The organism is Arthrobacter sp. 10T419 (assembly GCF_056394105.1).
On record NZ_JBFTHF010000007.1, the window covers coordinates 76,356 to 99,996 of the forward strand.

The following is a 23,641-nucleotide window of genomic DNA, read 5'->3' on the forward strand; positions in this document are numbered from 1 at the left end:
ACAGACAATTCTGTCTGGTAGCTTCGTTCGGCATAGACAGTCCTGTCTAGGTCCGCAGGCGGAAGCGTGGACCGGCGAACCAGCAGCGAGAGCGAGCCCCGAATGCGATCCATGGCAGGCAAGACGGTCCTGATCACCGGTGGCACCGGCGGAATCGGGAAGGCCACAGCGCTGGGTCTGGCGGCCCGGGGCGCCCGGGTGGCCATCACGGGACGCGACGCTGACCGGGCGGCGCGGGCAGCGGAGGAGATCCGCACGGTAGCGTCGGCCCCCGTCGAGGTGTTCATCGCAGATTTGTCGTCCCAGCAGGAGGTCCGCCGCCTGGCCGACGAGGTGCTGCAGGCCCTGGACCGCCTCGATGTCCTGGTCAACAATGTGGGCGGATTCTGGAACAGCCGCCGCACCACCGTTGACGGACTCGAACACACCTTCGCGCTCAACCACCTCGCGCCTTTCCTGCTCACCAACCTGCTCCTGGAGCGGTTGCAGGAGAGCGGGCCGGCACGGGTCGTGACAGTCTCCTCAGGGGCCCAGGCCATGGGCCGCATGGACTTCGCGGATCTGCAGGGCGAACACTCCTACTCGGGCCAGCGCGCGTACAACCAATCGAAACTGGCGAATGTCCTGTTCACCTACGGCCTTGCCGCCCGGCTCGCCGGCACCAGCGTGACGGCAAACGCGCTGCACCCCGGGGTGGTGGCGACAGCGTTCGGCGCGGAAGATCCGGGCCGGGTGCAGGCGTTCCTGACGCCGCTGATCCAGCGCTGGATGAAGACTCCGGAGCAAGGCGCCCGGACCTCCATACACCTCGCCTCGGCGCCCGAGCTTGACAATGTCACGGGCCAGTACTTTGCCAACAGCACAGCCAGGAAATCATCAAAACGCAGTTACAACCAGGCCGATGCCGACCTCCTCTGGCGGCTCAGCAGCGCGCTGGTAGGCCTCGAACCCGATTCTGAAAGAAGCACAAACCTTCCATGACCGCACACCGCACGCTCGTCGTCGTCGCCCACCCTGACCTGGCGGCGTCCCGGATCACCGCGCAGCTCGCCGCCGCCATCAGGGACCTCGACGGCGTGACCGTCCGGGAACTCGCCTCCGCGTACCCGGACCGGCGCGTCGACGCCGCCCGGGAGCAGGAACTCCTGCGCGGGCATGACACCATCGTCCTGCAGTTCCCGTGGCACTGGTACTCCGTTCCAGGTGTGCTGAAGGAGTGGATGGACCAGGTGCTCACCTACGGTTTCGCCTACGGCGCCGGCGGGGACGCCCTGCACGGCAAGCGGCTGCAGCTGGTCATCTCCACCGGCGGCCCCGAATCCTCATATACGCCGACGGGGCACAACCGCTTCACCATGGCCGAGCTGCTGCGTCCCCTGGAGGCCACCGCGCACCTCTGCGGCTTGGAAATGGCAGACCCGCTGGTCCTGCATGCGGCCCCGAGGGTGACGGCGGAGGAACTGACGGCGCACGCCGCGCGCTACCGGGAGCTGCTTCTGGCCGTCCCCGCCGCCGCGCGCTGAGCGGTGAGCTTCCCGGGCTGCGGGCAGCCCTGTAGCCGGGCAGCCGCTAGGCCTGGTGTTGCTCGCGGTTCTGTTCGTCGTGGTGGATCCGCTCGTCCAGCTGCCGCAGCGGCTCACCGCTGCCGCTCCACTGCTTGGCGATGATTTCCGCGGCGATGGACACCGCCGTCTCCTCCGGGGTCCGTGCGCCGAGGTCCAGGCCCACGGGGCTGTGCAGCCGGGCCAGTTCCGCCCCGCCCAGCCCTGCCTCTCGCAGGCGCCTCATTCTGTCCTCGTGGGTGCGTCGCGACCCCATGGCGCCGACGAAGGCCACCGGCCGTCCGCGCAGGGCCACCTCCAACAGCGGAATGTCGAATTTCGGGTCGTGCGTGAGCACACAGATGACGGTCCGTTCGTCGACCAGGCCCTGGTCCTGCTGGCCGGAGAGGTAGCGGTGTGGCCATTCGTTGACCACCTCGGCGGCCTCGGGAAACCTGGCAGGCGTGGCGAATACGGCGCGGGCGTCGCAGACCGTCACCCGGTAGCCCAGGAAGGTCCCGAGCCGTGCGAGTGCGGAGGCGAAGTCGATGGCCCCGAAAACGAGCATCCGCGGCGGCGGGGCGTAACTGGTGAAGAAGACCCGCATCCCGCTGTCCAGCCGCTCCCCGTCAGGACCGTAGCTCAGGATGCCGGTACGCCCCGCAGCCAGGTATCCCTGGCAGTCGTCGCCGACGGCGAGGTTGGCCCGCTCGGAGCCCAGATTCCCCTCGAAGCCGCCCGGTCGCACTACCAGGTGCCGTCCCAGCCAGCTGCTGTCCGGGTGCTCGATCACCGTGGCAACGCCCACCCGCCTTTCATCCTCAATGTCCTGCCGTACGCCGTCGAGCTCGGCGAAGCGCTGCTGCGAGACCGGCTCGACGAAGATGTCGATAATGCCGCCGCAGGTGAGGCCGACGGCGAACGCGTCGTCGTCGCTGATCCCGTACCGCACCAGCACCGGGACGCCGTCGTCCTTGACCTGGGTGGCCAGCTCGTACACAGCGCCCTCGACGCAGCCGCCGGAAACCGATCCCACGGCGGCCCCGCCGGCGGTGACCAGCATCGACGCGCCGGGAAGCCGCGGGGCGGACTTGAACGTGTTCACGACGGTGGCCAGGCCGGCAGTCCTGCCCTGCCGCCAGTCCGGCAGGATGGCCTCCAGCACGTCCCGCATGAGCTTCTCCCTAGAGCCTTCCGCAGAGCCGGAGCATCCGGAAGGCCGAGCGCCGGCCGGCCCAGTAAGCCACGCAAGCCACTGCGGCGACCAGGCCGAGGACTTTGCCGGGGCTGGAGAGCTGGTCGGCAGCGATGCCCTTCGCGAGGCTGAAGGCGTCAAGGCTGCCCGACGACGGCGACGGCTTGCCTGGTGTTGCGGTGGCCGGCGCTGCGGTGCCGGGGCCTGCGGCAGCGGTTGCGGCTGGTGGTGCGGCAGTGGTTGCGGCTGGGGGTGCTACCGGCGCGGTCTGGGGCTCCGCCGCCGCCGGTTCGGCGAGCATGGCCTGCAGGTTGGCCGCGAAGAGCCCCATCATTTGCTCGGTGACGCTGCCGATCACGCTCTTGCCCATCGCCGCGGCCTTGCCGGAGAGCGCCAGATCGGCACTGACCGTCCCGCGCGTCGTGGTCCCCTCTTCCGCCAGGGCCAGCGTGACCTTGGCTTCCGCGGTGCCCTGGCCGCGGGTTTCCTGCGCCTTGCCGCCGAGTACGGCCCGATGCTCGGCGGCGTTCCGCTCCAGGACGTTGAGCAGGCCCCTGTACTGCATGTTCACCGGGCCCAGCTTCACCGTCATGCCCACCTGGTAGGCGTCGTCGGATAGCTTGTTCAGGATCTGCGCGCCAGGGAGGCAACCGGCCACCCGTTCGAAATCCATCAGCGTGTCCCAGACCTTGCCGATCGGTGCAACCACCGAGAAACTGCTGTCAATCTGCATTAGCTGCTCCCTTGACTTGCGATCACTTGTCTTCCACCTATGCGTCCTGCCGGCACGGGCGGGTCGTCGCCCCGGATTGCCGCCGCCAACTCCGCCAGGGCCGTGTAGCTGTGTCCACTGACGAACGCGTCGCAGTAGGGCAGCGCGGCGGCGATCCCGCCGGCCAACGGCTGATAGTTCGGTGCTGCCTTCCGCGGATTCACCCAGACCACCCGGTGCGCGAGCCTGCGCAGCCGGGCCATCTGGGCCCCGACCTGCGCCGGGTCCTCCTGCGCCCAGCCGTCGGAGAAGACCACCACCACGGCACCCCGGGCCAGGCCGCGGCGGCCGTGCTCGTCCACGAATCTCCGGAGGCTCTCGGCGATCCTGGTGCCGCTGGCCCAGTCGGGTGCGGTGGCGGCCGCCTGCGCAAGGGCCAGGTCCGGGTCGCGCTGGGCCAGTTGCCGGGTCAGGCGCGTCAGCCTGGTGGAGAACACGAAGGCCTCCGCCCCGGCCTTCGCGACGGCGCCCTGCAGCAGTGAGAGGAAAATCCGGGAGTACGGTTCCATCGAGCCGGAGACATCGCAGAGCAGCACCAGCTTGCGCCTTTGCTCGCGGCGCCGGGCGTACAGGAGCCTGGGGGAGTCGTAGCCGGAGCGGCGGGCTGCCCGCACGGTGGCCCGGATGTCCAGGCGTGCGCTGCTGTGCGGCGACTTGCGCGTGCGCCGGCTCAGGCGCACGGGTGTTGCCAGCAGGATCCGGGTGGCCAGCCGGCGGATCTCGGCAGCTTCCGCCTCGGTGAGTTCGGCAAAGTTCATCCCGTGCAGGTGTTCTTCCGTGGACGCCATCGCCAGGACGGCCTCGCGCTCCGGTCCCTGCCGGTCTCCGGCGTCGTCCCGGCCCGCGGCTACTGCGGGGTGCGGCGGCCGGGCGGCGCGGCCCGGCTCGGTCTCTCGTCCGGTGTCGGCGGCGGCCCGGGTGCGCGAACCGTCCGCGGGAGGCGGCGCTGCCGGGACCGGGACCGGTTCGCCGGCGTGGCGGTCCAGCGCGGCGGCGGGATCGAAGCCGCCACGGAAGACGGCGCCAAACACGGCGTCGAACACGGGCAACTGCTCACGGCTGGAGACCAGCACCACCCGCAGCGTCCAGTACAACCGCTCCAGGTTCGTCGGCGGGACCAGCCGGAGTGCCACCGCCAGCCGGGCCGCCCGGTCCGGCGAGCACGTGACGCCCGCGCCCCGCAGGGCCGTGATGAAGGCGGCAGCCAGGGAGGCGGCCTCGACGAACGGCGGCCCGGCGGCCGGCGGTCCGGCAGCCGGCGTCGTGCGCATCGGGAGGGGCTGCCTCGGTTCAGCCATCGGTGCCGTCCACCAGCCAGGCCGCGCCGCGGGAGCCGACGAGCTCCAAGTCGTCGCGGTTTTTCACGATCGAACCCCAGGTCTGTTCGGCCGTCGCGGCGTCGATCCGTTCGATGCCCAGTACCGCGAGCGCCGAGACCCAGTCGATGGCCTCGGAAATCCCGGGCGGCTTGGCCAGGTCCAGGGTCCGCAGCCGCGTGATCACCGCCGCGGCCTGCAGCGCCAGCGGGCCGCTGCTGGCGGGCACCCGGCGGCGCACAATCTCGGCAATCCGGGCCGGTCCGGGGTAGTCGATCCAGTGGTAGAGACAGCGGCGGGTCAGCGCGTCGTGCAGGTCCCGGGTGCGGTTGGAGGTCAGCACCACGATGGGCGGATGCGTGGCGCGGATGGTGCCCAGCTCCGGGATGGTGACCGAGGCCTCCGCGAGCAGCTCAAAGGTGAACGCCTCGAACTCGGCGTCGGCGCGGTCGATCTCATCCAGCAGCAGCACGGCCGGCCGCGGCCCCGGGTGTTCGATGGCCTGCAGCAGCGGCCGGCGCAGCAGGTACTGGGGGCCGAACAGCTCGGCTTCGCTGACCTCGGCATCGCGCGCCTCGGCCAGCCGGATGCCCAGCAGCTGGCGCTGGTGGTTCCACTCGTAGAGTGCCTCGCCCGCGTCGATCCCCTCGTAGCACTGCAGCCGGTACAGCGGGGTGTCCAGCAGCAGCGCCAGCGTCTTCGCGGCCTCCGTCTTGCCCACGCCGGCCTCTCCCTCGAGCAGGATGGGTTGGGGGAGCCGCACCGCGAGGAACAGTGCGGTGGCGAGCCCGGTGTCGGCCAGGTAGTCGTGCTTGTCCAGGGCCGCCATCAGCGAGGCGACGTCGGGGATCCGCCGCTGAACTTCCTCCTCCGCCCCGGTCCGGGCCGCCGTGTTCACCCGGCCCCCTGCAGCTCGGCCAGCACCCGCCGGTAGTCCTCCTCGGTGTCGACGTCGAGCGGGATGCTGCCCGGCGTGGGAACCTCGACGACGTCGTCCGCGCGCTGCTCCAGCAGCTTCCACACGGCCTTGTCGCCATGCAGCGACGCCAGCTCAGGCAGCAGCCGCCGGCCGAAGGCAAGGGGATGGCCGACGCCGTCGTCGTAGCGGCACACCGCCGCTCCGGGACCGTCGGGCCGGGCCAGTGCCTGCAGCAACGGGGGCACGCTCTCCACCCGGATGCCGGGCTGGTCGCCGAGCAGCAGCACCACCGCCTCGGTGCCAGGCCGCAGCACGGCCATCGCCGCGGCAATCGAAGACGAACATCCCTGGCCGTAGTCCGGGTTGAGCGCCACCTCGCAGCCCGTGGTGTCCACGGCCCCGAGGACCTGCTCGGCCGCTCCGCCCAGTGCCAGCACGGTCTGGCCGAACCCGCAGCGCCGGGCGGTCGCAAGCACGGCGTCCAGCAGCACGCCGTCGCCGTAGGGCAGCAGCTGTTTGGGCCGACCCAGGCGCGCCGACGCCCCGGCCGCGAGGATGACGGCCGCGGTGCCGGCCATGCGGGGTGCTTCAGCTGCTGAGGGCATAGCGCTCCGGATCCTTGCGGAAGGCCGCGCGGCAGCCGGGGGAACAGAAGTACACGGTGGCGCCGTTGTGCTCGAGCTGCAGCGACGATTCGACGGCTGGCACGGACATGCCGCAGACGGGGTCGACCGCGGTTTCCGGTTGCGGGGTGGACGGCGCCGGAACCCCGCCGGCCTGCGCGCCGTGCTGAGCGCCGTCCCGTGCCGCGGCCCGCTCCTGGACCAGCTGGGCGAGGATGGACAGGGCGATTTCGCCGGGGGTGCGGGCGCCCAGTTGAAGGCCGGCCGGGGTGTACACCCGGGAGCGCAGCGCATCGTCCACGTCGAGCGAGTCCAGCACGGCGGCGCCGCGTGATGCGCTCGCCACCAGGGCGACGTAGGGCACGCCGGCGCGCAGCGCGGCTTCGAGGGCACCCTCCTCGGCCTTGCCGTGCGAAGCGACGATCAGGGCGGCGTCGTCCGGGCGGGGTTCGGCCGACCCGCCGTCGGCGAGCTCAACGTCGAAACCCACCCCGGACCCCAGCGCGGCCAAGGCCTGCGCCACCGGCGCGGCCCCGACCACCACAACCCGGGGCGCAGGGAGGCGCGGCTGGAGGAAGATCTCGATCGCACCGCCGCTCAGGCACGGGTTGGACACCTCGACGGCGCCTTCCTCGGCCCGGCGGGACAGCTCCCCGGGCAGGACGCGCAGCAACAGGGGTTCCCCGGAGGAGAGCACCTGCAGGCCGTACTCCCGGACCGAGGACTCTACGCAGTTCCCGCCGACGAAGCCCTGGATCTCGCCGCCGGGCAGCACCAGGGCGGTGTCCCCGGCGCGGGCGCTGGTGGGATGCTGGGCGCGGACCACCGTGGCGTGCACGAACGGCTCGCGGCGGGCGGTGAGTTCGGCGGCCCGGGCGGCAAGGGATTCTGCGGCGGTGGTCATCTCAGATCGGCGGCCTTGCCCGGCCCTGCATGGCTGCCCAGACCCTGGCCGGTGTGCACGGCATGTCCATGTGGGTGACCCCGAACGGCGCCAGCGCGTCGACCACCGCGTTCACGATCGCCGGCGGCGAGCCGACCGTGGCGGACTCGCCGATGCCTTTCGCGCCGACGGGGTGGTGCGGGGAGGGCGTGACCGTGAACCCGGTCTCCCAGTCCGGCACTTCCATGGCCGTGGGGATCAGGTAGTCCATGAAGGAGCCGCCCAGGTTGTTGCCGTCCGCGTCGAACTCGATGATCTCCATCAGGGCCATCCCGACGCCGTCGGTCAGGCCGCCGTGGACCTGGCCTTCGATGATCATCGGGTTGATCCGGGTCCCGCAGTCGTCCACTGCGATGAAGCGCCGCACCACAACGCGCCCGGTGCCGGGGTCGACGTCGACGACGCAGATGTAGGCGCCGAAGGGGAAGGTCAGGTTGGGCGGGTCGTAGGTGACTTCCGCGTCGAGGTTGCCGTCGACGCCTTCGGGCAGCGTCATGGTCCCGTGCGCGGCCATCGCGATGTCCTCGATGGTCTTCCCGGCGGTGGGATCGCCCTTCACGAACCAGCGGCCCTTTTCCCATTCGAGGTCCTCCGGGCGGGTCTCCAGCATGGCCGCGGCAATCAGCTTCGCCTTCTCGCGCACCTTGCGCGCCACGAGCGCCACCGCGCCGCCGCTGACCGGCGTCGAGCGGCTCCCGTAGGTTCCCAGCCCGAACGGCGTCTGATCGGTGTCGCCGTGGACGACGTCGATGTTCTCCGGCGGGATGCCGAGTTCCTCCGCGACGATCTGGGCAAAGGTGGTTTCGTGGCCTTGGCCCTGGCTTTGCACCGACAGCCGCACGACGGCCTTGCCGGTGGGGTGCACCCGCAGCTCGGCGCCGTCGGCCATGCCCAGGCCGACGATGTCGAAGTGCTTGCGCGGCCCGGCGCCAACGACTTCGGTGAAGAAGGAGAGTCCGATGCCCATCAGCTCGCCCCTGGCCCGCTTCTCACGTTGTTCGCGTCGAAGGTCCTCGTAGCCGGCCAGCTGCATGGACAGCCGCATGGCCGCCTCGTAGTTGCCCGAGTCGTAGACCCAACCGGTCTTGTTCGCGTAGGGGAACTGCTCGGGTTTGATGAAGTTCTTCAGCCGCAGCTCCGCGGGGTCCATCTCCAGCTTCCGGGCGAGGATGTCGACCATCCGCTCCACGAGGTACACGGCCTCGGTGACGCGGAAGGAGCAGGCGTAGGCAACCCCGCCGGGCGCCTTGTTGGTGTAGACGCCGGTCACCTTGCAGTGGGCGGCCTGCAGGTCGTAGCTGCCGGTAAAGATGGAGAAGAAGCCGGCCGGGTTCTTGGTGGGCTGGGCGGTGGCGTTGAACGCGCCGTGGTCGGCCAGCACGTTGGTGCGCAGGGCCAGGATCTTCCCGTCCTTGGTCGCGGCGATCTCGCCCGTCATGATGTAGTCGCGGGCGAAGGAGGTGGACATCAGGTTCTCGGAGCGGTCCTCCACCCACTTCACCGGCCGCCCGGTGACGATGGAGCCGACGACGGCGAGGATGTAGCCCGGGTAGATGCCGACCTTGTTGCCGAAGCCGCCGCCGATGTCCGGGGACACGATCCGGATCTTGTGCTCCGGGATGCCGGCCACGATCGCGAAGAGCGTGCGGTGCGCGTGCGGAGCCTGGGTGGTCTCGTAGAGGGTCAGTTTGCCGTCCACGGGGTCGAAGTCGGCGACGGCGCCGCAGGTCTCCATCGGGGCCGGGTGCACGCGGGGGTACACCATCTCCTGGCTCACGACGACGTCGGCGCTTGCGAACACGGCGTCGGTCTCGGCAGCGCTGCCCATCTCCCAGTCGAAGATCTTGTTGTCCGTCCGGCCGGCAATTTCGTCCCGGATGAGCGGGGCGTCGGCGTCGAGGGCCTTGCGCGCGTCGACCAGGGGCGGCAGCACATCGTATTCGACGTCGATCAGTTCCAGCGCGTCGCGGGCGGCGTACCGGTCCTCGGCCACCACGAACGCGACCTCCTGGCCCTGGAACCGGACCTTATCCGTGACCAGCACGGCCTGGACGTCGGCGGAGAGGGTCGGCGCCCAGGCGAGCTTGAGGCCCTCCAGGTCCTTGCCGGTGATGACGGCGAGCACCTTGGGGTGGGCCAGGGCGTTGGTGGTGTCGATCGACACGAGCCGGGCGTGCGCCACGGGGGCGCGCAGGATGGCGCCGTGCAGCATTCCGGGCAGCACGAGGTCGTCGATGTAGTGGCCCTTGCCGCGGACGAAGCGGGGGTCCTCCTTGCGCTGGATGCGGCCGTAGCCGATTGGCCGGTCCGCGTCGCCGGCAGCGGGGTTGGTCTCCCGCTCATGGATGACGGTCATGCCTTCACCTCTGAGTCTTCGGTTTCCGTGGCGACGTCCGCCACCACGGTGTCGGTCCCGTCGAGGACCTCGTCGGCCCCTTCGCCCCCGCCGGCCGCGGCCGCGGGATGGGCCGCCGCCCACTGCACCGAGCGGACGATCGTCGCATAGCCGGTGCACCGGCAGATCTGACCGGAGATGGCCTGCCGGATCTCGCCGTCGTCCGGGTGCGGGTTCTTATCCAGCAGGGCGCGCGCGGTGAGCATCATGCCCGGGGTGCAGAAGCCGCACTGCAGCCCGTGTTCCTCCATGAAGCCCTGCTGCACGGGGTCGAGCGTGGTCCCGGCGGCGAGACCCTCGACGGTGCGGATGTCGTGCCCGGCGGCCATCGCGGCGAGGACGGTACAGGACTTCACCGGCTGGCCGTCCATCAGGACCACGCAGGTCCCGCAGTTGCTCGTGTCGCAGCCCCAGTGGGTGCCGGTCAGTCCGAGCACCTCGCGGATGTAGTGGACCAGGAGCACGCGGGGTTCGATGTCGGAGGTAACTTCGTTGCCGTTCACGGTCATGCTGATCTGCATGCGCTTCAGCCTTCCTGTGTCTGGGGGGCCGTCTGGCCGGCGTTCTGGCCGGCGCGGGCGCAGGCCTGCCGCAGGACGCGCCGGGTGAGTTCGTCGGCCAGGTGCCGTTTGTAGTCGACCGGTCCGCGCTGGTCCGCCACCGGGTCGCAGGCCGCCGCGGCCAGCCGGCCGGCGTCGGCGAACAGCTCTTCCGAGGGGCGCTTGCCTCGCAGCCGTCCGGCGGCGTCGGCGATGGTGTGGTCCAGGCCCAGTGCGGTCAGCCCGATGGCGGCATCGGCGATGCTGCCGTCCTCCGCGAGGGTCACGGATGCTCCCGCGGCCCCGACGGCCCAGTCGCCCACGCGCCGCTCCACCTTCTCGTAGGCGCTGCCGGAACGGGCCTTGATAGGGATGCGGACCTCGCACAGCAGCTCGTCCTGGCCGACGGCGGTCTGGTACGGGCCGCGGTGGAAGTCCTGCATGGCCAGGCTGCGCTCGCCGCCGGGGCCGCGGACCACGGCGACGGCGCCGAGGACGTCGCACACCGTGGAGAGATCCTCGGCGGGGTCGGCTTGGCACAGTGAGCCGCCGATGGTGCCCCGGTTGCGGACCACCGGGTCCGCGATCACCAGCTCCGCGTCCCGGACGATCGGGAAGAGCCGGGCGATCTCGTCCGATTCCAGCAGCGTGGTGTGGCGGGTCAGCGCGCCGATGCGTAGTTCCGCGCCGTCGCGCAGGATGAAGTCGAGTTCGAAGAGGTCGTTGATGTCGATCAGCCATTCAGGCCGGGAAAGCCGGAGCTTCATCATCGGGAGCAGGCTGTGGCCGCCGGCGATGACCCGCGACTCGGGACCGTGGCGTGCCAGAAGCTCGAGTGCGTCCTCCACCGTGGTGGCCCGAACGTAGTCGAATGGAGCCGGAATCTGCATAGTCCCACCTCACTCCAAGGCACGGGCAACGCCGCCCGGCGCCGATTAACGCAAGTCTTGCCCCGCCCCGATGAGGGTGTCAACATCGTCATAAGCGAAAGGTTATGAAGCCGTGTCGATGACGTTGAGCCAGCTGCGGACGTTCGCGCTGGTCGCACGCCTGGGCTCCCTCCACGCCGCCGCAGCCGCCCTCGGGGTCAGCGAGCCGGCCGTGTCCGCGGCCCTCGCGGCGCTTCGGCAGGACCTGGGCGACCCCTTGTTTGTCCGGGCCTCGGGCGGGATCACCCTGACGCCCGGCGGGCGGGCCCTGGCGGACTATGCCCAGGACATTGTCGGGCTCGCGGACCAGGCCCGCTGGGAGGTCGGCAATGCCAAGAACGACGCCGGCCGGCTGAAGATCGCCGCCACCGCGCCGTTTGCCGAGCACGCTGCCGGCCGGCTGCTGGACCTGTTCACCAAGCGGGTACCGGGTGCCTCGGTGGACGTCGTCGCCGAAGCCGCCGAGGACCTGGCCGGGCTGCTGCTGGAGCGCGCCTACGACATCGCCCTGGGCGCCAGGCCGCCCGCGCCCGCCGGCAGCCCCGCGTCCGTCCCGGGCCTGGTGTCCGTCCCGTTCCTCCGCTACCAGCGGGCCTTCGTGGCGGCCCCGGCCGATCCGCTGGGGCGGGTGCACGGCCCGCTCGCGGTGGAACGGTTGCTGGGCAGGCCCTGGTTCGCCGGTCCCGCGGGCATCCTGGAAAGTTCGGAGGAAGGCCGCTGGCTCGCGTCGCTGGGCATCGCCCCGGAGATCATCAGGCTCAGCAGCGAGACCGAGGCCCTTGCGGCCGTGCGCGCGGGGGAGGGAACCATGCTGGCCCTGGGGCACATCGTCCACGCCGAAGTCGCCAACGGGACGCTGGTGCGGCTGCCCGTCGTCGGAACCCCGGTGGCCGGCCTGTGGTGGGCCAGCACGCTGGACCAGCACAGGACCACCACCATGGCCCAGACCCTGCAGCGCTTCGTCGGCACGGCCGACGCCACCGCGGCGATGGTCGCCCATGGCGGCTCGCGCGGGCTGGAGCGCCGCGGCTCGAAATTCCATGTCGCCCTGTGGAGTTGACGGCCGGGGGAGCCGGCGACTTGGCGGTGAGCGGCTGTGTCGCGTTGCACATTGGCCGGAATCGGTGCTACCCCTTGAGGGACACCCGCTTGACCCCAAGCACCCCACGATGAGGAGTAGCACATGACTTTGCCCCGAGATGAAGACAGCTCGCTGCGGCACTGGAGCGCCCGACTGATCCAGGCCCTGCAGATCCTGGATCTGGAAGTCGACCACGACAAGATCGTCGAAGTCGCGGACGAGTCACTGAAGGCGGTCGGGCCGCACGCGGACGCCATCAGCGCTTTCATCGTCGGTTACGCCGCCGGGACGGCGTCCACCAACGGCCGCAAGAGCACCCAGGAGGCGGTACACGCCGCGTCCAACAAGGTCATCGAGCTGTGCGAAAACGGTGAGGCCGGCGGCCCGGACGAGGAGGGCTGGGCCAAGCGGGCCCAGTAACACCGGAGCAGTAGCGAAAAGAAAGCAGGCCGCGTCCCCACCGGGGGCGCGGCCTGCCTGCGTTTGGCGGAGGTGCCGGCGGGCCTAGGCCGGCACGGTGACTCCCGGGGCTGCATGGAGCCGGGCCGGGCTGTCCGGCGACTGGTCCAGGCTCGGCTCAAGGCGCACGATGACGGCCTTCGAGATCGGCGTGTTGCTGCCCTCTGCCGTGTGGTTCAGTGGCACCAGCACGTTGGCTTCGGGGTAGTACGCGGCGGCGCAGCCCCGTGCCGTCGGGTAGGAGACCACGCGGAACTTGCGCAGTACACGCTCGACGCCGTCCTGGTACTGGCCGTGGATGTCCACAAACAGCCCGTCGGCCAGGCCCAGCTCGGTCAGGTCCTCCGGATTCACGAACACCACGTGGCGGCCCTTCTTGATGCCCCGGTAGCGGTCGTTGTGGCCGTAGATGGTGGTGTTGAACTGGTCGTGCGAGCGCATGCTCTGCAGGATCAGGGTGCCCTCCGGCCGCTCCACGTGTTCGAGTTCGTTCACCGTGAGCACGGCCTTGCCGGTCGGCGTCGGGAAGGTGCGCGAGTCCCGGGGTCCGTTCTCAAGGATGAAGCCGCCTTCCTGGCGGATCCTGGTGTTGTAGTCCTCGCAGCCGCCTACGACCCGCGAAATGTGGTCGCGGATCAGGTCGTAGTTCTTCTCGTAACCATCCCAGTCCGCCTTGATCTTGTCGCCGACGAGGGCTTTGCCGAGCCGGCTGAGGATGGCCGGTTCGGAGAGCAGGTGGTGTGAAACGGGCTCCACGCTGCCCCAGGAGGGGTGGACCGCGCAGACCGTGTCCTCGACCGAGACGAACTGCTCGCCGGATTCCTGGATGTCGATCTCGCTCCGGCCCATGGTGGGCAGGATCAGGGCCTCGGCGCCCGTCACCACATGCGAGCGGTTGAGCTTGGTGGAGACCTGGATGGACATTTCCGTCCCGGCCATCGCGTCCTCGGCGGCGTTGGTGTCGGAAATGGCGCCGACGAAGTTGCCGCCGACGGCCATGAACACCTTGATCTCGCCGTCCTGCATCTTGTTGATGGTCTCGACCGCGTCCACGCCGTGCTCGCGGGGCGGTTCGAAGTCGAATTCCTCGCCGAGGGCTTCCATGAAGGACTGCGGCATCTGTTCCCAGATGCCCATCGTGCGGTCGCCCTGCACGTTGCTGTGGCCGCGGATGGGTGAGGCGCCCGCGCCGGGCTTGCCCATGTTGCCGCGCAGCAGGAGCAGGTTGATGATCTCCTTGATCGTGGCCACGCCCTTCTTCTGCTGCGTGATCCCCATGGCCCAGGTGATGATGACCTTCTCGGCCTTCAGGTAGCGGGCGGCAAGCTCGTCGATCTCCTCGGTGCGCAGCCCGGTCGCTTCCAGCACCGCCTGCTCGTCCAGCAGGGCCAGGTGCTCCTTGAGCTCCTCGAGCCCTTCGCAGTGCTCGGCGAGGAAAGCGTGGTCCAGGACCGTGCCGGGGTTCTTCGCTTCGGCGTCGAGCACCCGCTTGGAGACGGCCTGCAGCAGGGCCATGTCCCCGCCGATCCGGATGTGCAGGAACTGGTCGGCGATGGACGTGCCGCGGCCGATGATGCCCTTGACCTTCTGCGGGTTCTTGTAGCGGTGCAGCCCGGCCTCGGGGAGCGGGTTGACAGCGACGATTTCGCCGCCGTTCTCCTTGCAGTTCTCCAGCTCGGTGAGCATGCGCGGATGGTTGGTGCCCGGGTTCTGGCCCATGATGATGATCAGGTCCGCGTCGGCGTAATCGTCGAAGTTGACCGTGGCCTTGCCGATGCCGATGGTCTGGCCCATCGCCCAGCCCGAGGACTCGTGGCACATGTTGGAGCAGTCCGGCAGGTTGTTGGTGCCGTAGCCACGGACCAGCAACTGGTACAGGAAGGCAGCTTCGTTGGAGGTGCGGCCGCTGGTGTAGAAGGAGGCCTCATCCGGGGAGTCCAGGCCCTTGAGCTTCTCCGTGATGATCCGGATGGCGTCGTCCCAGCTGATCGGCTTGTAGTGGTCCTCGCCGCTGGGCTTATAGACCGGCTCGGTCAGCCGGCCCTGCATGCCCAGCCAGTAGTCCGAGCGGTCGCGGAGTTCACTCACCGAGTGCTCCGCCCAGAACGACGTCGGGATGACCACCGGAGTCGCCTCCCAGGTGACAGCCTTCGCGCCGTTCTCGCAGAATTCGAAGGCCTTCCGGTGATGCGGGTCCGGCCAGGCGCAGCTCGGGCAGTCGAAGCCGTCCTTCTGGTTCATCTTCATGACCGTCTTGCGCGTGCGGTTCAGCCCCATCTGCTCAATGGCAGGCTTCATGGAGTGGTAGACGCCCGGGACGCCGGCGGCCCAGTGCTTCGGCCCGTCGCCGACCTCCAGGTCCTTTTCGTTCTCTTCTTCAACGCGCGGAGTCTTACGAGTCACGACAACTTCCCTTCTGCAGACGCCGCCGGTAGCCCGGCGGCCGGCACAACTACCTCTAGGCACCCTACCTGCCCTCTTGTGACAGGCCTATCAGCTTGCCCGGAGCGCCGTAAGGAAATGGGCAGGCGCCGACGGCGGCCGGACTCCAGATTTTCCCAAGGTCCGTCCCCGATGCTGGCACCACCATTAGCGTCCGCAGACAGAAGCGCGGCATCCGACCGCGGACGTCCAGCCGCGGCAGAACTGCCAGGGGCCGGGTCCGGGACGCTTGAGATGGGACCGCCGGCTGCCGGGTTCCCAGCGACCCGGCAGCCGGCCCGCCTCCGTCAGCGGCCGGCCACCAGCATGTCCCGGATCTCGCGGCGCAGGACCTTGCCGATCAGCGAGCGCGGCAGCAAGTCCAGGACCGCGACGCGGCGGGGAACCTTATAAGCCGCCAGCTGCCCGCGCGCGAAATCCAGCAGGGCGCCGGTATCGAGGGTGCCCCCCGGGGCGGGTACGACGGCGGCCACGACATCTTCGCCGCCGCCGGGCCGGGGCAGGCCTACCACGGAGACCTCGGCGACGCCGGGGTATTCGGCGAGGACGTCCTCCACCTCGGTCGGTGAGACGTTAAAACCTCCGGTGATGATCAGTTCCTTGATCCGGTCCCGGATGGTGACGAAGTAGTCCTTGTCCACCGAGACGATGTCGCCGGTGCGGAACCAGCCGCCCTCCAGCAGGGCCTCCTCGGTTTCCTCCGGCCGGTTCCAGTAGCCGGCGAAGACCTGGGGTCCGCGGATCAGCAGCTCGCCCGCCTCGCCCGGGGCGCGGTCGATTTTCACGTTCTGCGGGTCCACGACGCGGATGTCGGTGAGCGGGAACGGGACACCCACCGTGCCCGGTTTGCGGCTCGGGCCGAACGGGTTGCCGACCGAGATGGGTGAGGTCTCGGTGAGCCCGTAGCCTTCGATCAGGTACCCGCCGGTTGCTTTCTCCCAGGTTTCCACGGTCGCGGCCGGCAGGTTCATGGCCCCGGAAATGGAGAACCGGATGCCCTTGAGGCTGATGCCCCGCAGGGCCGCCGCGGCGGCGATCCGGTCGTAGATCGGAGGGACCGCCGGCAGGAACGTCGCCGGAGACTTCCGGTACGCCTTGAGCACCAGGTCGACGTCGAACTTGGGGAAAAGCACCAGCCGCGCGCCAATGCTGAGGGCGAAGGTCATGCAGAGCGTCAGGCCGTAGGCGTGGAACATGGGCAGCACCGCGTACACAGTTTCGCGCCCGTCCTTGAGCCCCGGAACCCATGCCCGCCCCTGGGCGGCGTTGGCCTGCAGGTTCGCGTGCGTGAGCATGGCGCCCTTCGGCGCCCCGGTGGTGCCGCTGGTGTACTGCAGCACCGCCAGGTCCTCCGGCGCCGGGCGCGGGTGCCGTTTCTTCAGTTCGCCCGCCTTAAGAAGGTCGTGCCACGGCAGGACCGTGCGAGGTGCACCCCCCGTGTGGGCCCGGGGGGCGGGCTTCCCGGCGGCCAGCGCGGCCCGCGCCTTCCGGGCCGCCGGCAGCGGCAGCCGCAGTGCGAGCCGCTTGGCCAGCGGCATCGCGGGGATCAGCCCGACCGAGACGATACTCCGGAGCCCGACGTCGGCCGGCAGCTGCAGCACCCGGTCCACCGCCTTGTCCCAGACGATCGCGACGGCGGCCCCGTGGTCCTCGAACTGATGGCGCAGTTCCCGGTCCGTGTACAGCGGGTTGTGCTCCACCACGACCGCACCGAGCCGCAGCGCCGCGTAGAAGGCGATCACATGCTGGGGGCAGTTCGGCAGCACCAGGGCGACCCGGTCACCGGCTTTCACGCCCAGTTTCTTCAGGCCGGCGGCCGCCCGGCTGATCAGCGTCCCGAGTTCCCGGTAGCTGGTCGTAGCCCCGAAGAACTCGAGTGCCGTCTTACTTCCGAAGCGCCGGACGGAGGAATCCACCAGGTCCACGAGGGAACCCGTGGGCAGCTTGAGGTCGGCAGGGACGCCCTGGCTGTAATGCTTCGTCCACGGACGGTCCGCCCAGGGGAGGCCGGAAACCGGGGCGCCTGGGCGTGATTTCTTGTTCATGCGTAGTCCTTGCCACTGGGAATGGCGGCGTCCGGTTTCCCTTCCCGCCCGAAGGCCTGCCCGGAGAGCCTGCCGGAAAAAGCCTACCGGTGCGGGCCCCGCCGCTCTGCCCGTACCCTGCCTGCTGCCGGCCGCCGCCCGTGACTTTTGGCCCTAGGTGGGGGCCGGGATTGCGCGGAAGGTGGGGTTGACGGACTCGGGAACGGAAGCACCATGAAACACGAGCAGCCGACCCTCCGGTTCTTCGGCGCAACGGACACCGTGACCGGCTCCCGCTACTTGCTCGAAGCCGGCGGACGCCGGGTGCTGGTCGACTGCGGCCTGTTCCAGGGCTACAAACGCAGCCGCGAGCGCAACCGTATGCCCTTCCCCGTGCCGCCCCGCTCGCTCGACGCCGTCGTCCTCACCCATGCGCACCTGGACCACACCGGCTACGTCCCGGCGCTGGTCCGGGACGGCTTCGCCGGGCCGGTCTACGCCACCGACGGGACCACCGAGCTGTGCAAGCTGATCCTGCCGGACAGCGGCTACCTGCAGGAAGAAGAGGCCCGCTACGCCACGCACCGCGGATCCACCCGGCACAGCCCGGCGCTGCCGCTCTACACCGCCGCGGACGCCGTCAAGTCGCTGAACAGCTTCAAGATCCGCGACTTCGACGACCCGTTGGATCTTGGCGGCGGAATGGAAATGACTTTCGTTCCGGCCGGCCACATCCTGGGGGCCGCGCAGGTGCACGTCCGGTTCGGCTCCCAGTCGGTGCACTTCACCGGCGACCTTGGCCGCTCCGACGATCCGTTCATGTTCCCGCCCCGGCCGCTGGGCGCCGTGGACGTGCTTGTCACGGAGTCCACCTACGGCAACCGCAAGCACTCCACCCTGGATCCCGAACAGCAGCTCGGGGAAATCATCACACGGGTCGCCAAGCGCGGCGGGGTGGTGATGTTCGCCGCCTTCGCCGTCGGACGGGCCGAGACGCTCATGCTCTACCTCTCCCGGCTCCGCCGCAAGAACGCCATCCCGGACATTCCGGTGTACCTCAACAGCCCGATGGCCATCGACGCCTCGGACATGTACCAGCGTCATCCGGAGGAGCACCGGCTCAAACGGGACGAATACGAGCACATGTACAGCCTCGCCAAGCTCACCCGCAGCGTGGACGACTCCAAGCTGCTGAACCTGCGCGGCGGGCCAATGATCATCATTTCCGCCAGCGGCATGCTCACCGGCGGCAGGATCCTGCACCACCTCGCCGCCTACGGCCCCGACCCCAAAAACGCCCTCATCCTCAGCGGCTACCAGGCCGGCGGCACCCGCGGCGCTTCACTCGCCGCGGGTGAGCGTGAGGTCCGGATCTACGGCGAAGACGTCAAGATCCGGGCCGAGGTCATCCAGATGGAAAACCTGTCCGCGCACGCGGACACTGACGGCCTGATCAACTGGATGAAGGCCGCACCGGAGGCGCCGCGGATGACCTACATCACGCACGGCGAGCCGGAATCCTCTGACGCGCTGCGGGTGAGGATCAAGCGTGAACTGGGCTGGCGGGCCAGGGTCCCGGAGCACCTGGAGCGGATCGACATCGGGGACCCGCGGTGAACCCGGGCAACGTCACCAAGGCATCCGTCCTGGGCGAGATCCATTCCCTCGCGCGGCCGCTCCGCACCGAACGCGATCTGGACGGACTGGTCCGGCGCGCCGCGGAGTGCCGCTTCACGGCGATCGGGGAGGCCTCGCACGGCACCCACGAGTTCTACACCTGGCGGGCCACGCTCAGCCGCCGGCTGATCGAGGAACAGGGCTACACCTGGATCGGCGTGGAGGGGGACTGGCCCGACTGCTGGCGGCTCAACCAGTGGGTCCGGGGCCAAACCGGGCAGGACCAGGGCGTCCATGCGCTGCTCGCCGGGTTCCAGCGCTGGCCCACCTGGATGTGGGCGAACGAGGAAGTGGCCGGCTTCCTGGACTGGCTGCGCACCTGGAACTCCCGCCGGCCGCTGCCGGAACGGGTCGGCTTCTACGGCCTGGACGTCTATTCGCTCTGGGACTCGCTGCGCGAGATCATCGCCTGGCTCGAGGAACACGTGCCCGACGCCGTGCCCGCCGCGATGCGCGCCTGGCAGTGCTTCCTGCCGCACCACGAGGACCCGCACCAGTACGCCTGGAGCACGCGGCTGGTCCCGAACTCCTGCGAGGCCGACGTCGTGGCCCTGCTCAGCGAAGTGCGGAGCCGTGTGTTCACCCCGGGCGACCACGACGAGGAAGCGTTCGACGCCGTCCAGAACGCCGAGGTCGCGGCCAACGCCGAGCACTACTACCGGATCATGGTCCGCGGCGACCGGCAGTCCTGGAACGTCCGGGACCATCACATGGCGGACACGATCGACCGGCTGAGCCGCCACCTGGGCGCAGCATCCAAGGGCATCATCTGGGAGCACAACACCCACGTAGGGGACGCGCGTGCCACCGACATGGCGCGGGACGGCCTGGTCAACGTCGGCCAGCTGCTGCGGGAGCGGCACGCGCTCGACGGCGTCATGCTGGTCGGCTTCGCCGCCCACCGCGGCGCGGTCATCGCCGCCGACTCCTGGGGGACACCGGAGCGGATCCTGCCCGTGCCCGCGGCGCGGCCCGGCAGCCACGAGGATTTCCTGCACGAAGCCCTGGGCGTCCCGGCGGTGCTGGAGTTCGGCGACGACCGGACCGGGCCGTGGCTCTCGACCTGGCTCGGCCACCGGGCGATCGGGGTGGTCTACCACCCGGAGCGGGAGCAGGGGAACTACGTCCCGACCCGGATGGGGGAGCGTTACGACGCCCTGATCTGGCTCGAGGACACGGCCGCGCTCCGCCCGGTGCACCATGAGGGCCCGCCCCGGGAGCCCGAATTCGAGACCGAACCGACCGGCTTCTGAGCCGGTTGTGCGGGGCTTAAGGCCCTAACCCGCCACCGGGGGCCGGGGCACACTGAAGTGTCGGCAGAGCCTCGGAGCTGCCGGAGAGTCATGCCGGAGTGCAGCGGCCGCCAGCAACGGTCTCCGCCGCGGTCTTAGCAGTGGTCACAGAACGGTGCGCTGCCGGGATCCCGTCGAGGTCACGTACACCTTCACGCTATGGAAAAGAGCAGGATTCAGCATGAGTAAACCAATCGTCGTCGGCATCAACGGTTCGGCGGGCAGCGAAGCCGCGCTGGCGTGGGCACTCGACCGCGCTGCCCGGCAGAAACTTCCGGTCATATGCGTCCACGCCGTGGACGACCGCTGGATGTCGCCGGACTTCCAGTACCACGAGCTGATCCGCGAATCCGGGATGGAACTGCTGGAGAAGGCCAAGGCCAACGCGAAGAACCAGGCCCCCGACGTGGACGTAGACGTCCAGTTGCGGCACGGAAGCCCGGGTTCGGCGCTCCGGGAAGCATCCAAGGATGCGTCCATGGTCGTCGTCGGCGGCCACGACAAACATTGGATGGACGGCGGGCCAATGACGGACCGCGCCCTCCAGATCGTGAGCGCCTCGGACAGCCCGGTCACGGTCGTCCCGGTCCAGCGCGGCACGGGCAACCACGGCGTGGTGGTCGGTGTGGACGGATCGGAGGAGTCGCTCCAGGCCGTGGCTTTCGCGGCCGCCGAAGCCGACCGCGGCGGCGACGAACTGACCGTGGTCCTGGCTTTCCGCAGCCCGGCCCGCTGGGTGGAACACCAGCTGCCCGAAAGCGGGCTCGCGGAGACGATCGTTGAGGAGGACCGGATTGTGCTGGCCGAATCGGTGGCCGGCCTCGGGGACAAGTACCCGGACCTGGTAGTCCACCAGCGCCTCGAAACCGACACGGAGCCGGCGAAGGCCCTTGTTGACCTTGCCCGGGAGGCGCGGCTGCTGGTGGTCGGCAGCCGCGGCCGCGGCGGCTTCTCCAGGCTGGTGCTCGGGTCCACGGCCCATGCCGTGTTGCTGAACGTACCGTGCCCCACAGTGGTGACCCGGCTGCACAAGGTCAAGCACGAGGACTGACCCGGTAGCTGGCGGGTTTTGCCACGAAGGCCCCCTTCACGGAGGGGGCTTTCCGCTGCCCGGGTCCGGTGGGAGGATGTTGCCGTGGATTCCCTGTTCAATTTTATCGGCCACAACTGGTGGCTGGTGTTCCCCTTGAGCGCGCTGCTCGCCAACTGGGCCCGTTCCTGGGGCAAGGCCGCCGAACGCCGGCACCGCCGAAAGGTGGAGCTGTACCGGCTGAAGAACCACCAGGCCGAGGTGGAACAGGCCGGCCGCGACGAGGTACAGGCCCTCATCGACGCCCACGACGCCGTCAACCGGCGCTGGCTGGACTACGAACTGGACGTCGGCAAACTGATTGACTTCCCCGTGATGACTGATGTGCGGGAGCCCCTCACCGTGGCCTTCCTGCGCGCCAAACGCGAAGCCGACGGCCTGCGCCCGGCGGACCCCGGACAGCTCACGACGTCGGCCCGGCTGACGGAATACCGCGCCGCCGTGCGCGGCTATGAACTGGCCTTCGACGTCGCCGAGCGCGAGGCCCGCCGGCTCAAGGACAGCAACTTCACCGGACCGGAACGCGAGCGGCTCGCCACGGCCCGGAAACTGCTGCGGATCGCTTCCGACGGCGCCGCCACCTCGGCCGAGCGGCAGACGGCGTACAAGCGGGCACGGCGGGAGCTGGACGGCCTGATCGTGCTGCCGGAGGCAACGGTGGCCTCCCTGGAGGAGAAGATTGCCGGCATGCTCGACGCCGGTCCGGCGCTGGGGAAACCGCAGGGCTGACCGCCGCCGGCTCCGCGGCCGGGCACGTTGTTTTGCCCTGCACCCATTGGCACGTACGATCTATAGGGTTTCAGGACAGCTTTGGTGAACTGCGCGGGTGCACGCCGCTTAACAGCGGGTGAACAGTGAGAAGCAAGGCCGCCACGGGGAATGAAACTGCTGACCGTCGACTCTGCAGATTGGGCAACAGGTGGAAATCACCGTAATGGTGGCGCTGGTTATTGCGCTGGCGCTTTTCTTTGACTTCACGAATGGATTTCACGACACCGCGAACGCGATGGCGACACCCATCGCGACCGGTGCCATCAAGCCCAAGACCGCCGTCGCCCTCGCGGCAGTGCTGAACCTGGTGGGGGCGTTTCTTTCCACCGAGGTGGCCAAGACGGTGTCCGGCGGCATCATCCGGGAAGGGTCCGACGGCGTCCAGATCACCCCGGACATCATCTTCGCCGGCCTGATGGGCGCCATTCTGTGGAACATGATCACCTGGCTGAAGGGCCTGCCCTCCAGCTCCTCGCACGCCCTCTTCGGTGGCCTGATCGGTGCGGCCATCGCCGGCATCGGCCTGCACTCGGTGAACTTCACCTCGGTGCTCCAGAAGGTCCTCCTGCCCGCAGTTTTCGCCCCCGTCATCGCCGCCGCCGTGGCCTACGTGTGCACCCGGCTGGCCTACGCGCTGACGGCCCGCCATGACCCCGAGACCGGCAGCAAGCTGACGCAGAAGCGCGGCGGGTTCCGCACCGGACAGATCTTCACCTCCAGCCTGGTGGCCCTCGCGCACGGCACCAATGACGCGCAGAAGACCATGGGCATCATCACCCTGGTGCTCATCTCGGCCGGAAGCCAGGCTCCCGGCTCGGGACCGCAGCTTTGGGTCATTGCGGCCTGCGCCCTGGCCATCGCGATCGGCACGTACTCCGGCGGCTGGCGGATCATCCGGACCATGGGTTCGGGCCTCACCGACGTCAAACCCGCCCAGGGCTTCGCCGCGGAGACCAGCACCGCGGCCGCCATCCTCGCGTCCTCCCACCTCGGCTTCGCCCTCTCCACCACGCACGTGGCCTCGGGCTCGGTGATCGGCTCTGGGATGGGCCGCCGCGGCACCACCGTGCGCTGGGGGACCGCGGGGAAGATCGTCGTCGGCTGGCTCTTCACCCTCCCGGCCGCCGGGATCGTCGGTGCCCTCACCGCCATGCTGGTGCACACCGGCACGGTCGGATTCGTCATCGCCGCAGTCGCCGGCACGGCAGCCGTGGTCTACATGTTCGTTGCGTCCCGGAAGTCCCACGTCGGCCACCACAACGCCGTCGAGGTCGAAGAGGCCGGCCAGGCCATCCGGTTCGCCAAGAAGAAGGCGGCTGCGGTCAGCCGCAACAACAACTCCAAGGGTGGCCGGTAATGAAGTGGCTTGAACTCGTCCTGGTAGCGGGGGCCACCCTCGTTTCCGCAGTGACCGTCGTCGTTCTCTACGCCCTGGGCGTGCGTCTCACCGCCATCGCCGGGGACGTCCGGACCAGCCAGCCGGGCTGGATCCGGCCGCTTTCCTACGTCTGCTTCGGCCTCTGCGGCATCGCGGTGCTCTTCGGGCTGTACCTGATCATTCCGTACTTCAGCAAGTAGCCGACGGCGGCGGCGCCGGCCGGGCACCCCGCTCCGGAAGCGGTGCTCCCGGGAG

Annotated in this window: 21 protein-coding genes; 10 read left to right on the plus strand and 11 right to left on the minus strand. The window is 69.6% G+C overall.

The genetic code is table 11. The annotated features are described in order from the left end of the window. Positions 1–111 precede the first annotated feature (111 nt). Together AC1DBD_RS12695 and AC1DBD_RS12700 are read left to right on the plus strand one after the other, a co-directional pair. Positions 112–981 carry an SDR family NAD(P)-dependent oxidoreductase gene (locus AC1DBD_RS12695; protein ID WP_476982252.1) on the plus strand — a complete coding sequence of 290 codons (870 nt, stop codon included), beginning with the start codon at positions 112–114 and terminating at the stop codon, positions 979–981. Beyond that, positions 978–1,523: an NAD(P)H-dependent oxidoreductase gene (locus tag AC1DBD_RS12700; RefSeq protein WP_476982253.1), complete on the plus strand. Its 546-nt coding sequence runs from the start codon at positions 978–980 to the stop codon at positions 1,521–1,523. The genes AC1DBD_RS12695 and AC1DBD_RS12700 overlap by 4 nt, the downstream gene beginning before the upstream one ends. 46 nt (positions 1,524–1,569) lie before the next feature. On the opposite strand, the gene AC1DBD_RS12705 is transcribed toward AC1DBD_RS12700, so the two are convergent. From AC1DBD_RS12705 to AC1DBD_RS12745, 9 genes are read right to left on the minus strand one after another with little or no spacing between them, the layout of a single operon-like run. Beyond that, the gene (locus AC1DBD_RS12705) at positions 1,570–2,715 is read right to left on the minus strand and encodes an XdhC family protein (RefSeq protein ID WP_476982254.1); all 1,146 of its coding nucleotides are present in this window, start codon (positions 2,713–2,715) and stop codon (positions 1,570–1,572) included. A 10-nt stretch (positions 2,716–2,725) separates the two neighbouring features. Continuing rightward, positions 2,726–3,469 (minus strand): SRPBCC family protein, encoded by a 744-nt coding sequence (locus AC1DBD_RS12710; RefSeq protein ID WP_476982255.1) that lies wholly within the window; start codon positions 3,467–3,469, stop codon positions 2,726–2,728. Continuing rightward, entirely contained in the window at positions 3,469–4,806 is a 1,338-nt protein-coding gene (locus AC1DBD_RS12715) for a vWA domain-containing protein (protein ID WP_476982256.1), read from the minus strand. The genes AC1DBD_RS12710 and AC1DBD_RS12715 overlap by 1 nt, the downstream gene beginning before the upstream one ends. After that, on the minus strand, positions 4,799–5,722 hold the full coding sequence (locus AC1DBD_RS12720; RefSeq protein ID WP_476926169.1) for an AAA family ATPase: 924 nt from the start codon (positions 5,720–5,722) through the stop codon (positions 4,799–4,801). The genes AC1DBD_RS12715 and AC1DBD_RS12720 overlap by 8 nt, the downstream gene beginning before the upstream one ends. After that, positions 5,719–6,348 carry a nucleotidyltransferase family protein gene (locus AC1DBD_RS12725; protein ID WP_476982257.1) on the minus strand — a complete coding sequence of 210 codons (630 nt, stop codon included), beginning with the start codon at positions 6,346–6,348 and terminating at the stop codon, positions 5,719–5,721. Before AC1DBD_RS12725 ends, AC1DBD_RS12720 begins: the two co-directional genes overlap by 4 nt. Further along, positions 6,332–7,270, minus strand: a complete 939-nt coding sequence (locus AC1DBD_RS12730) for an XdhC family protein (protein ID WP_476926171.1) — start codon at positions 7,268–7,270, stop codon at positions 6,332–6,334. Before AC1DBD_RS12730 ends, AC1DBD_RS12725 begins: the two co-directional genes overlap by 17 nt. Before the next feature lies 1 nt (position 7,271). Beyond that, complete coding sequence (locus AC1DBD_RS12735) at positions 7,272–9,665, minus strand: aerobic carbon-monoxide dehydrogenase large subunit (protein ID WP_476982258.1); 2,394 nt, start codon at positions 9,663–9,665, stop codon at positions 7,272–7,274. After that, a complete protein-coding gene (locus AC1DBD_RS12740; RefSeq protein WP_476982259.1) occupies positions 9,662–10,225 on the minus strand; it encodes a (2Fe-2S)-binding protein in 564 nt (187 codons plus the stop codon). Before AC1DBD_RS12740 ends, AC1DBD_RS12735 begins: the two co-directional genes overlap by 4 nt. A 5-nt stretch (positions 10,226–10,230) precedes the next feature. Then, on the minus strand, positions 10,231–11,133 hold the full coding sequence (locus tag AC1DBD_RS12745; RefSeq protein WP_476926173.1) for an FAD binding domain-containing protein: 903 nt from the start codon (positions 11,131–11,133) through the stop codon (positions 10,231–10,233). A 118-nt stretch (positions 11,134–11,251) separates the two neighbouring features. Here AC1DBD_RS12745 and AC1DBD_RS12750 point away from each other — a divergent pair, with 118 nt between their 5' ends. Both AC1DBD_RS12750 and AC1DBD_RS12755 read left to right on the plus strand, forming a co-directional pair. Continuing rightward, entirely contained in the window at positions 11,252–12,232 is a 981-nt protein-coding gene (locus AC1DBD_RS12750; protein ID WP_441418749.1) for a LysR family transcriptional regulator, read from the plus strand. A 123-nt stretch (positions 12,233–12,355) separates the two neighbouring features. Beyond that, positions 12,356–12,673: a DUF6457 domain-containing protein gene (locus tag AC1DBD_RS12755; protein ID WP_441418658.1), complete on the plus strand. Its 318-nt coding sequence runs from the start codon at positions 12,356–12,358 to the stop codon at positions 12,671–12,673. A gap of 84 nt (positions 12,674–12,757) precedes the next feature. Here AC1DBD_RS12755 and AC1DBD_RS12760 read toward each other — a convergent pair whose 3' ends face one another. Beyond that, positions 12,758–15,115 carry an FdhF/YdeP family oxidoreductase gene (locus AC1DBD_RS12760; protein ID WP_476926174.1) on the minus strand — a complete coding sequence of 786 codons (2,358 nt, stop codon included), beginning with the start codon at positions 15,113–15,115 and terminating at the stop codon, positions 12,758–12,760. A 326-nt stretch (positions 15,116–15,441) separates the two neighbouring features. Next, positions 15,442–17,199: a long-chain-fatty-acid--CoA ligase gene (locus AC1DBD_RS12765; RefSeq protein WP_441418660.1), complete on the minus strand. Its 1,758-nt coding sequence runs from the start codon at positions 17,197–17,199 to the stop codon at positions 15,442–15,444. 213 nt (positions 17,200–17,412) lie between these two features. On the opposite strand from AC1DBD_RS12765, the gene AC1DBD_RS12770 reads away from it, so the two are divergent. The 6 genes from AC1DBD_RS12770 to AC1DBD_RS12795 all read left to right on the plus strand — a co-directional run bounded on the left by AC1DBD_RS12770 (position 17,413) and on the right by AC1DBD_RS12795 (position 23,586). Then, entirely contained in the window at positions 17,413–18,795 is a 1,383-nt protein-coding gene (locus AC1DBD_RS12770; protein WP_441418661.1) for an MBL fold metallo-hydrolase, read from the plus strand. Then, positions 18,792–20,108, plus strand: coding sequence for an erythromycin esterase family protein (locus AC1DBD_RS12775; protein WP_441418662.1), 1,317 nt, complete (start codon positions 18,792–18,794; stop codon positions 20,106–20,108). Before AC1DBD_RS12770 ends, AC1DBD_RS12775 begins: the two co-directional genes overlap by 4 nt. A gap of 220 nt (positions 20,109–20,328) precedes the next feature. Continuing rightward, on the plus strand, positions 20,329–21,198 hold the full coding sequence (locus tag AC1DBD_RS12780; protein WP_441418663.1) for a universal stress protein: 870 nt from the start codon (positions 20,329–20,331) through the stop codon (positions 21,196–21,198). 84 nt (positions 21,199–21,282) lie between these two features. After that, positions 21,283–21,966, plus strand: a complete 684-nt coding sequence (locus AC1DBD_RS12785) for a hypothetical protein (protein WP_441418664.1) — start codon at positions 21,283–21,285, stop codon at positions 21,964–21,966. 190 nt (positions 21,967–22,156) lie between these two features. After that, positions 22,157–23,365, plus strand: a complete 1,209-nt coding sequence (locus AC1DBD_RS12790) for an inorganic phosphate transporter (RefSeq protein WP_441418665.1) — start codon at positions 22,157–22,159, stop codon at positions 23,363–23,365. After that, positions 23,365–23,586 carry a hypothetical protein gene (locus tag AC1DBD_RS12795; protein ID WP_441418666.1) on the plus strand — a complete coding sequence of 74 codons (222 nt, stop codon included), beginning with the start codon at positions 23,365–23,367 and terminating at the stop codon, positions 23,584–23,586. Before AC1DBD_RS12790 ends, AC1DBD_RS12795 begins: the two co-directional genes overlap by 1 nt. The last annotated feature ends 55 nt before the right edge of the window (positions 23,587–23,641 follow it).